The sequence below is a fragment of the Bartonella saheliensis genome (genome assembly GCF_902162175.1).
In genome coordinates, this window is record NZ_LR607238.1 from 1 (window position 1) to 10,456 (window position 10,456).

9 protein-coding genes and 3 pseudogenes are annotated in these 10,456 nt (G+C 42.9%); 7 read left to right on the forward strand and 5 right to left on the reverse strand.

Features of this window, described 5'->3' with window-relative positions; translation table 11 throughout:
* The 4 genes and pseudogenes from FS875_RS08510 to FS875_RS08525 form a co-directional block, all read left to right on the forward strand.
* A pseudogene (locus tag FS875_RS08510) lies at nt 1–539 on the forward strand (baseplate J/gp47 family protein); the annotation flags it as partial.
* Nucleotides 539–1,645, forward strand: a complete 1,107-nt coding sequence (locus FS875_RS08515) for a phage tail protein (protein WP_144755648.1) — start codon at nt 539–541, stop codon at nt 1,643–1,645. The pseudogene FS875_RS08510 and the gene FS875_RS08515, both read left to right, overlap by 1 nt.
* Before the next feature lies 1 nt (nt 1,646).
* On the forward strand, nt 1,647–4,790 hold the full coding sequence (locus tag FS875_RS08520; RefSeq protein WP_144755652.1) for a DUF4815 domain-containing protein: 3,144 nt from the start codon (nt 1,647–1,649) through the stop codon (nt 4,788–4,790).
* Nucleotides 4,791–4,804: 14 nt separating this feature from the next.
* Nucleotides 4,805–6,193, forward strand: coding sequence for a Bgr_08870 family protein (locus FS875_RS08525; RefSeq protein ID WP_144755655.1), 1,389 nt, complete (start codon nt 4,805–4,807; stop codon nt 6,191–6,193).
* 331 nt (nt 6,194–6,524) lie between these two features.
* On the opposite strand, the gene FS875_RS08535 is transcribed toward FS875_RS08525, so the two are convergent.
* Nucleotides 6,525–6,704, reverse strand: a complete 180-nt coding sequence (locus FS875_RS08535; RefSeq protein ID WP_144755658.1) for a helix-turn-helix domain-containing protein — start codon at nt 6,702–6,704, stop codon at nt 6,525–6,527.
* 65 nt (nt 6,705–6,769) lie between these two features.
* Between FS875_RS08535 and FS875_RS08540 the strand changes: the two are divergent.
* Nucleotides 6,770–6,931, forward strand: a pseudogene (locus FS875_RS08540) (helix-turn-helix transcriptional regulator); the annotation flags it as partial.
* A 9-nt stretch (nt 6,932–6,940) separates the two neighbouring features.
* Here FS875_RS08540 and FS875_RS08545 read toward each other — a convergent pair.
* The 4 genes from FS875_RS08545 to FS875_RS08560 form a co-directional block, all read right to left on the reverse strand.
* Nucleotides 6,941–7,327 (reverse strand): hypothetical protein, encoded by a 387-nt coding sequence (locus FS875_RS08545; protein ID WP_144755661.1) that lies wholly within the window; start codon nt 7,325–7,327, stop codon nt 6,941–6,943.
* Complete coding sequence (locus tag FS875_RS08550; RefSeq protein WP_144755663.1) at nt 7,320–7,571, reverse strand: type II toxin-antitoxin system Phd/YefM family antitoxin; 252 nt, start codon at nt 7,569–7,571, stop codon at nt 7,320–7,322. Before FS875_RS08550 ends, FS875_RS08545 begins: the two co-directional genes overlap by 8 nt.
* Before the next feature lie 175 nt (nt 7,572–7,746).
* Entirely contained in the window at nt 7,747–8,025 is a 279-nt protein-coding gene (locus FS875_RS08555; RefSeq protein WP_144755666.1) for a hypothetical protein, read from the reverse strand.
* On the reverse strand, nt 8,022–8,762 hold the full coding sequence (locus tag FS875_RS08560; RefSeq protein WP_144755669.1) for a phage regulatory protein/antirepressor Ant: 741 nt from the start codon (nt 8,760–8,762) through the stop codon (nt 8,022–8,024). The genes FS875_RS08555 and FS875_RS08560 overlap by 4 nt, the downstream gene beginning before the upstream one ends.
* A gap of 391 nt (nt 8,763–9,153) precedes the next feature.
* On the opposite strand from FS875_RS08560, the gene FS875_RS08570 reads away from it, so the two are divergent.
* Nucleotides 9,154–10,389 carry a phage tail sheath subtilisin-like domain-containing protein gene (locus FS875_RS08570; RefSeq protein WP_144755672.1) on the forward strand — a complete coding sequence of 412 codons (1,236 nt, stop codon included), beginning with the start codon at nt 9,154–9,156 and terminating at the stop codon, nt 10,387–10,389.
* Nucleotides 10,389–10,456, forward strand: a pseudogene (locus FS875_RS10675) (phage major tail tube protein); the annotation flags it as partial. The gene FS875_RS08570 and the pseudogene FS875_RS10675, both read left to right, overlap by 1 nt.

Genomic DNA, 10,456 nt, shown 5'->3' on the forward strand with positions numbered 1-10,456 from the left:
ACCGCGAACGCATAAGACTTCATACCCGCAGTGGCAAAGGCAGTGGAACAGAACCTTATTACAAATTTATTGCTTTATCCGCAGATAACCGCGTGAAAGATGCCATTATTTATCGAAAGGGGAAAAATCCAACCATTCATGTTGCCATTTTTGGCAACAATGAAGAAGAAACCGCAAGCCAAGACTTGCTAGACAAAGTCTCACAAGCTCTTCACGATAAAAATGTCATCATGACCAATGATACTATTCTTGTGCATGCGGCTGTTGCAAAAGTTGTGGACTTAACAGCAGATGTTTGGCTGTTACCAGAAACGGCACTGACGGTTTTAACCCAAATGGAAGCCAACTTACGTACCGCTTGGAAACAAGAACAAGCTCTTGGGCGCGAATTAAGCCTCTCGTGGTGGATTTCTAAACTGATGATTCCTGGTGTGCAAAAAGTCATTGCCGTTGAACCTACAACGGATAATGCTGTTTGTGATGAGGAAGTATTATCCATTGGCAAGGTTACCTTAAACTTTAAAGGGCGGGCGCGCTAATGGGTGGTACTTTACTCCCAACAAATGCAACGGAATTTGAAAGGCGCCTTGCTGATGTTTGCGATTTTCATCAAGATGTTGATGGTTCTGTTTTGGGGATTTCACGCTCTAAACTGATCACACGCCCTCCCCGTTTCTTGCCATGGTTGATTGAAGAATATGGGCTTGGAGAACTTACCCCTTATGTTCCAAATCTCTATGATCTTCTTGACCAAGGTCTCCAATGGCAGCGGATACGTGGCTCTGTAGCTGCAATTGATATGGGTCTTCGATGGCTTGGACTTTCTGCACAATTCATACCCGCGTGGACAGAGCGTGCATGGTGGAATTCCTTTCAACTCGAATTTGACCACTTGCCTGAACGAGGTAATCTTGAGTCTATTGAAGCCATTGTCGACCTTTCCAAAAGCTTGCGCTCTGATTTTCGCCGCGGTGTCATTGGTTATGATGTGGGGGCTATACAAGCCAATATGTCAAGGCTTGATGACAGCATGCTGGATTTTGAGAGCGGCATCCGCGTAACAACTGGAGATACACTGTTTTCCTTTGGACGCACAACAGAAATCAACCACGTTCTCACAAAAGAAGAAGGCACATTGATTGGTAACTGGATTGATGATTTCGATGAGGAGTTAAGTTGGGAGAAACTTGATTATCCCTGGGAGTTGGCAAATTTTCCTTGGTGTTCGGTCAAAAAGCACGAACGCGATATATTAATGGCAGAATGGTTCCAAAACCGTTCCCTTTATCTTGCTTTAAGAGATCCAGACAATGCTCTAATTGGGTTTCGCCGATGCTATGCTGTAGCGCCTGTTGAACCAGCTTTGGAGGGTGTTTATAGCCATTGTGGCAACAGATTTAAGCCCTCGAAAACTGGCACCATGTTGTTTCTTGCAGCGCGCACCGATTTTGGGGATGTTGAAGACAAACATGCCGCCTCCATTTCCCTCCTCGTTCATGGCTCTGTGGCAGAGCAGACACCTCCTGGCAAACTTTGGCTAGGGAATGATGAACTAAATGGGGGTGTGGAGATCCTTAAAACACCGATCAATATTCCTTTGCGCGCAGATGTTCGCGAACAATTCAAGATTTTATTGAGGTTTTAATATGAAGCATGAAAGTGGCTTACCCTTTGCAATTGACAGATCTGTTGGCAGCGAGGAACAACAAAGCGTTGTGTTTTATGGACAGCGCCCTTTTCTTCAAGCGGGAGAACTCAATGAAGTTCAAACCATCATAAGGGGGCGCCATAATCGTTTGGGGCGCCTTGTGGCACAAGAAGGAGACCGCGTTGAACGGGCGGACGCCTTTGTCAATAAAGATAAGCAAACTGTCACGTTGACAGAGGGCAAGATTTATATCTCCGGCGATATCTTTCCTGTTTCAAATGCCGTTTTAGAGAATGTTGCCATGGTTGGACGGATAGAAATCGGTGTTAAGCTTCAAAAAAGCTGGCTAACTCATGAAGATGATCCACAGCTCTTGGGGCAAGTTCCGGGGTCTTTAGCAGAAGGAGAGCCTGGTGCCGCCCGTGAGGTGGCAAAACTTGTCTGGGCTCTCAAAGATGATGGGCAAGAAGGTACATTTTTTCCGGTCTATATTTTACAAGATGGTGTTCTCATTGATCAAAAATCACCCTCACTACTTGAACCCGCCATGCAAGCCATTGCGACGTATGATCGCGCCCATGGGCATTATATCGTGAATGGTTGCCGTGTCACAGCTTTGGGGCAAGAGGGACAAAAACAAATCTTCAGTATCCAAGAGGGAGAAGCCAATATCAATGGTTTTAAACGCAAACGCTTAGCCGCTTTGCGCCATGAAGAGATGGAAGACTTTTCAACAAGCGAAGTTCCTAGTGAAACTCATATTTTTACACCAAAAAACCAAGAAAAAAGCTTTACCTTTAAAACCTATTATGCACCCATTGCCGATGTTCATTCCATTTTATTGACGAAAGAAAAAACCGTTAACGTGACCCGCGGGGCTATTACATCTGGGCGTGACGGCGTTCCCGATAAAAGTATCACTGCTTTTCTTAAAATTGTGCAAGGAAGTAAAGAATTTAAAGAAGGCAAGGACTTTAAAAAGACCGGTGACACCATTGATTGGGCACCTGTGGGGGATGAACCGCTTCCTGGAAGCAGCTATATGGTGACTTACCGTTACCGCGCAAGTGTGAAGGCTGATAAAGTTACAGCACAAGAAATCACTGTTTCAGGAGGTGCGACGAGCGGTGATATTATTGTGAATTACTCTTACAAACTCCCCCGCATTGACCGTATTGGACTGAATACAGGAGGTGATGTTGTCTATATCAAAGGGGTTTCGGCAGACCAACCCATGGCACCTAGTGTTCCTGAAGATGTGCTCTCCCTTGCCACCATTACCAATAACTGGCTTGATGTACCGCATGTGAAAAATGATGGCACACGTGTTGCCCCCTATGATGAGATGTGGCGCTATTTTCAACGCGTACTCTCCCTTGACCGCCTCATGCAATTAGAGCGCATTAAAAGCAATGTTGACTCTAAAGAGCCTGTTGCCAAAAAAGGCATGTTTGCAGACCCTTTTCTCGATGACAGTTACAGAGATGAAGGTTTTGAACAAACAGGGGCTGTTGGCAGTGGCATTTTACAGCTTGCTATTGATCCAACATTTTATACTGCCCCCTTGAACGCCCCTGTCACCCTTGACTGGACCAATGAAGTGATCATTGCGCAAGAATTGACAACCGCTTGCGAAAAAATCAATCCTTATCAAAATTTTGCGCCTCTCCCTGGTACAGTCACCCTGACCCCTGCAACAGATTTTTGGCATGTTGAACGCACTGATTGGCTCTCTGGTGTGACCAATCAACTCAATATGGGCTGGAACCGTGGGAGAAGTATCGTTAAGACAGAAATCAGTGATGATTTGGTGAATACAACAAGGGAGCAAATCGATTTTTTAAGACAAATTCCGTTGAACTTTAAGATTGAAGGTTTTGGCAGTGGCGAAATCTTGGACAGTCTTACCTTTGATGGCGTGAATGTCTTACCCAAAAGCCGTCTTGTTGCCGATAGCAAAGGCACCCTTGAAGGGAGGTTCAAGATTCCTCCAAACATTCCCGCCGGGACAAAAAATATGATCGCACGAGGGAAAGGTGGAACAACAGCAACAGGGCTTTTTACCGGTCAAGGGGTGATTGATGTGAAGGTGATGCGACGCACCACCACCGTAAAAATCTGGACACAAGTCGACCCGCAAGCCCAAGTCTTTACCCCCGATGAAACACGGCAAATCACTGGGATTGATTTCCATCTTTGTAAAATAGGCAATCAAGCCCATGATCTCGTCATTGATTTGGTCACTACCGAAAACGGCTATCCCACGGCTGATATTCAAGCCCAAACATCCTATTCCATGAAGGGTGCCAAAACCGGCTGGGCGAGTGCACGCTACGCTGTTCCTTTGTTAGTGCCCGATGATCGTCTCACTGCCTTTGTGCTTAAAACTGATGATGGAGATCATTCTGTTTCTCTCGCCAAACTTGGAGATTTTGATAAAGAGCACCAAAGATATGTTTCAAGTCATCCTTATGTGACGGGTCCACGCTTTTCCTCTGTTAATGCGCAGAGCTGGACAGCGCACCAAGATGAAGCCTTGGCATTTCGGGTGTTGGCCGCCCGCTACATCAAAACAGAAAAAACGGTGGATTTAGGCACCTTTGATCTTGTGGACTGCTCTGATTTACAAATCCGTGCAGCCATTGAATTGCCTTCAAGCGATTGTTCTGTCATCTTTGAAATTGAAAGAAACAACGGTACAGTTTATCAACTGCTACCCTTTCAATTGCTTAGTCTGACCGAATATATCAATGAAAAAGTCAAGCTTCGCGCCATTCTTAAAGGTACAGAGAAACTCTCGCCGGTCTTATTTGCTCCGGTTCAGTTGATTGCAGGAAAAATTCATAAAACAGCAACCTATGTCACGAGGGCTTTTGCCTTTGGGGAAAAGGCAAGGTTAACGAGCTATATCAAAAGCTTTTTGCCAGGTGGTTCTTCATTTACCCTCGAGATGCAACTGGATGATGGTACCTTTGTCCCTTTAAAACTGGATGAGACAGAACAGTTATCGGAGCCTCTCTGGACAGAGCGTAAATTTATCAGTGGTGACAAAACAGCACGACAAGCGCGCCTTAAACTCACCCTTACTGGTGGACCTGCTGCACGCTCTATGGTGTGTGATTTTGGCGCCGGCATCATATGATGGGAGAATGAGAAATGACTAAAACCAAAAAACTCGACATGGAATTGCCTCAAGAAGGGCGTTTTATCAGTTCTGAATTCCCCATTTTACGTGAAAACTTGGGTAAACTAGATCAAGCTCTTATAACTGTTGAGGAAAAGATAAACCAAAAAGCACCCTTACAACACGCCCATACAATCAGTGATGTGACAGGTTTAGAAAGCGCTCTTAATGGCAAGATGGCAGCCGATAGAACCTTCACTTTTGCCGATTTAAGCGATATCGAGGGGGCAAAAGATGCCGCAAATAACTATGTGCTTTATAAATCAGGCAATAATAATTTTACCTTTGGCAGTGCCATCTCTTTGTTAGGCACCCATCAACATAAAACAGAAGATATCGTGGGGCTTGATGATTTTAGAGCCAAGATCAATGAAGATCTGACCAGCTATGGGCGCTTAAAACAAGCCAATGAATGGCAAAGTTACAACAAATTTACCAACAAAGTCACCATGAGTGGCGGTTTGGAACTGTTGGGAAACTCATCATTGAATATTACTACCCATAACAATAAAGTGGTCACCAGTTTAAGTACAAGCGGAAGCTTACTTAAAGGACCTTTAAAAGTCGATGGTGATGTTGTTTATACCAAGGCGCAAGTGGATGCTGCCATCTTGGCAGGGATAAAGAGTCTTAAAAAAGATTTGATCGATAAAATCACGAATTGGACGGCTCTTGCTGATGCTGAATTGCTCTATACGCAAGATGGCAAAATTCAGTGGCCCGATTGGGTCACGGATAAAACCAAAGTCGAAATTACAGCCTGGGGTGGTGGAGGTAGTGGTGGTAGAGCGTTTGGGATAGGATTAGGAGGAGGTGGTGGTGGAGGCGGTTGCTCGGTGTGGTATGGCTATAAAGTCAGTTTAAATGGTCATGAGAATATCATTATTGGTAAAGGAGGGGCTTCTATTGCAAAGAATTTTGTAAGCGGTAAGCCTGGAGAAACAACAACCGTTGGCAAAAATTTTATGTCGGCTACCGGAGGAAAGGGTGGTGGGGGAGCTGACGCTCGTATCTCTCACTCGGGATTTGGTGGTAGTACGACTTCCATCTATTCAGGTTCTGGTGGTGCTGGAGGCGTGGGAGGAAATTTTGGTTTAGCAACAGACGAACATCCAGGAATTGCTAAAGGTGGCAATGGTTATGCTGGAACGGATGGAATTACTGGCAAGATAAGTGGTAATGGCGGGGATGCTGGGGGTGATACATCAAGGGGTGGCTCTGGAGGAACTGGACAAGGTTCCTATAGTTCAGGAAAAGCAGGGCGTGGTTTTGGAGGTGGAGGTGCTGGTTCTCATGGGACTGATCGTTCAAGTGGTGCTGGTGCTGATGGTGCCGTTCTTATAAGATTATGGAAAGAATAAATACAAAACCAAAGAGAGCGCAAATCAAATGGATGCCTATTGTATAAGCGGTCTTTGTATGATTTGTCCTTTTATCGTTCTTTTAAAGCCCTTTTAAAGGGCTTTTTTGACTGACACTGTCAGTCTTATGGAGCATGGTGATGGTTGTTATTGTCTCTTCATTGATTTGGAGAGCAAAATGACAATAGAATTTAAACTTCGTATTCGCTTTATGAAAAATGGCAAGAAATCTGAGTTTTTAGCAATATTTGATCAGACAGTCTTTGGTGCAGTTGGAAAATCCTTGATGTTAACGTGCAAATTTATCCCCTTCATAAGTTTGTATTTCTCTTTACGCATGAGGAGGAGAAACAGGATAGTGTTCGGCTTCATACGCTTCAATTAATAATACAAGAGCCTCCATTTGATCAAATTCTGGAGTGTTCTCTTGAGGTTGATTATCAAACAGTGCAGATACAATTTCTAAGGCTTCTTGATAATCTTTTTCAGTGCGAATGGGCTTGATGTTCATTTCTTAAATTTCTTTAAATTACACAATATTGATGTCATACTATTTAGATTGTAATAGTTTTAAAATTAATTGCAAAAAACCCTATCTCCCCTTCTCTTTCGGCTTGTCTTGGAAAGATGTTTGGGAATGGAGCAGGCATATGGTTACGTATGCAAGCCAATTATGATGCTTGGCATGCAGAGCGTGAAACAGATGTTAGCAAAGTTCCGGTGCTCCACACTGTTTAAGTATATTACTCAGTCTCTAGAAACTTTTTTAAGTGATTTTATTGCTTTAACTTCTTTAATTTTAACTGCAATTTTACGCATGAAAGCAAGGCTAAAACGCCCTTGTGGTTTCAAATCTTCAAAGTCAAACAAAGATTCGCAAGGAACAACATTAAATTCATCAACACGTACCCAAGATTGCTTTTGCAAACCCGCACGCTGACATTCTATCTCAGGGACCTTTAAACTATACTGCAAATCATGAGGTTCTTGAGAAGTGATAGGAAATAAAAAAAGATGCTTTTCAGTTTTGACCATAACACACGAAGGACGAAATTTCCGCCCTGAATGTTCACCTTTTTGTGCTTGTTTGTGCCATAAATAATAATATCGAACAACATCCCCTGCTTTAAACATGTTCATCACTATTTAAAATGTCATCTAAACCACGATCTAAATCATCTAATATAGATTGAGGTGCATCTGCATAGGAAAAAGACTGTGCGTGAGAACGCGCTTTTATTAATTCATGATATAAATCAACGGGAAGCATAATAATCTTTTCACGTCCCCGCTTCGTTAAAGCAACAGGCGTTGACATCGCTTCGTCTAAAATATCACCTGCCCCGCGATTTACATCTGTAAAACTATATTTTTTCATCAGTACAGCCCTTTAATAGATAATACGTATTGTATGTATAATATGTATTATGTAAAGATGTTTTACAACACGCTGGAGAAAAAACGCACTTTTGTAATTGGAATAAGCTTCTTTAAGGGAATCTACTCAACCCTTCCCCACCTAAAAGCAGGGAAGAGAGGTTATGTTTTTCTAATTAAGCAACCTTTTTAATGGGGCTGTCTAAATTGGGTTCGTAAGCACGCAACAAAGAATCCATACGATGTGGTAGTTCTGAAGAACCAAAATCTGTTAGAACTGCTAGAATTTTAACAATATTGGGCACGTCATTTTGGAGTTTTAAAACTAAAACCTTTTCTACTAGACTCATGATGTCAACTAGAGCTGTACACTCTTTTTCGTTAATATTTTCATCATTAGAAAATTGAAACAATGCTATCCATAAATCGCATAAAAAGTCGATACTGGTATTCATTGTACACCTCCATGGATTTGCTCTCTTAAACATGCCAATCCTCTGGATGTGATTTTCGTTGAAGGCAGTACCTTTTCTGTACCATCGGGTCTTTGAATGGTAATCGCAGGACAATCCATAAAACCTTTCTTGATTTTATCTTGATAAGGCAACAGAGGCGCCCCTGGAGCACGTCGATAGACCCAATCGTGTTTGCGCAAGTAATCGGTTAAATCCTTTGGTCGCACCTCTAACATCTTTGCTGCTTCAATAAGACCAAACAAACCATCAGAACGTTTTAAGCCTTCTAAAGCTTCTGCTTTTGGAGCTAATTTTGCGATAACATGATCTTTCTGCTCGATTTGACTTTGTAGGTGATTTAAGACACCAAGTAATGCTTCTGGTTTGGAATAGTCAACTTGTGGAACCGCGACTTGATTTTCCAATTCTTGCCAGCGGTCAATTATTTTTGCTCGTAAAGCAGTACTGTAACCAGATACGAGAATTAAACATTCACGTTTGGGAAGGTTATAACAAGGGAGAAGGCGACCTGTTGAATCCTTGTAGAATCCTGTAAATTCACTCAGCCCAAATTTGGGCTCAGTACTTTCAGAGTGTAATTCTCCCAACATTTGCTTAATGTCACGCATAACATGCTTATGTTGTTTACCACATAACTCAGCAATCTCGCGACTAGACATAGTCTGAGAAGAAGCACCATTAGTAGCGCTTTCTTTAATTTCTATAAGAGTGTTCATGATGAACTCCTTGGTAATAGAGGTTTTCTATTGACACTCTATAAAGAGTGCCGGGCGCTAGAAAACACGGTACCAAGTCCGTCGTTATACTTTCCCCAAAAGGGTATTGTATAGCATAACCACACCCGACAAGACTGTTATATGCTACAGCATACAATGAGTCAAAATCTTTAATGTTTAGAAGATTAGTTATTTCGGCAACCAATCCGCTTGGTATTTTAAGGTGTTTTCTAGGCACCTGATTCGAAAATACAGATTACACAAATAATGTCAAGATACTTTTGATATTTTTATTAATTTCATCTTTGGATGCCGAGCATTGAAAACACAGCTCTTCATCTCTCATTTTTTCATCTTCACTTCATTCGCCACTATTTTAAAGGAGCATAAAATGGCAACAGGTTTTCTACACGGTGTTGAAGTCGTCGAGGTTGATGACGGCACACGCCCCCTTCGTGCAGTTCAGTCTGGCGTTATCGGAATTATTGGCACAGCACCCGATGCCGATGAACAAGCCTTTCCTCTTAATACACCGGTTTTGATCGCAGGCTCTCTTTCACAAGCTGCAAAATTGGATACAACAGGCAAACGACGTGGCACTTTGCCCAATGCTCTTGATCTTATTTTCAAGCAAGTGGGAGCAATTGTTGTTGTTATCCGTGTAAAAGAAGGAGACAATGAAAACGCAACACTCAGCAATATTCTAGGTGGTGTGAACGAACATGGTGCCTATGAAGGTGTTCATGCTTTCATTGGAGCGCAATCTGTTGTGGGACAAACACCACGTATTCTGATTGCGCCAGGCTTTACCCATCAACGCCCTTCCAGTGTGAATATTGAAGAGAATGGAACGAGCGATAGTGCCAAAACTGAGAGCAGTACAACCTCTAACCCCGTTGCAGCAGAATTGATTGGCATTGCCGAGCGTTTGCGCGCCATTGTGGTGCTTGATGCCCCCAACACAACAGATGAAGCAACCCTTAGCGCAGCAAAGGATTTTGATTCAAAACGCGCCCTTCTCATTGATCCATTTGTAAAGGTCAATCGCAATGGCAAGATCTTAGAAGAGCCAGCAAGTGCAGCAGTTGCTGGAGTCATTGCCAAAAATGATTTTGCCAATGGCTTTTGGCATTCCCCTTCTAATAAAGTGATCAATGGAATTGTAGGAACTGCGCGCCCCATTGATTTTTCTATTGGTGATCGCGCAAGTCGCGCTAACCTTCTTAACGAACAAAATATCACAACCATTATTCGAGAAAACGGCTATCGCCTCTGGGGCAATCGCACCCTTTCAAGCGATACAAAATTTGCCTTTTTATCCGTGGTACGCACTGCAGATATGATTAATGATGCTATTTTACGCGGACATCTGTGGGCGGTCGACCGCAATATCAAAAAGACCTATCTGAATGATGTGAGTGAAAGCGTCAATGCTTATTTGCGTGATTTAAAAGCGCAAGGCGCCATTCTTGGCGGACGCTGTACACCAGATCTAGAGCTTAACACAGCAAGTGCTATTGAAGATGGCAGAGTCTATTTCAATGTAGAGTTCACGCCCACAACACCAGCAGAACACATCACCTTCCGTTCACAAATCATCAATGATTACCTAGAGGAGATTTTTTAATGACTATCCCTGTTTTACCAAGAGTTTTGAAATATTTTAACATTTTTGTCGACGGTATTCCTTATCA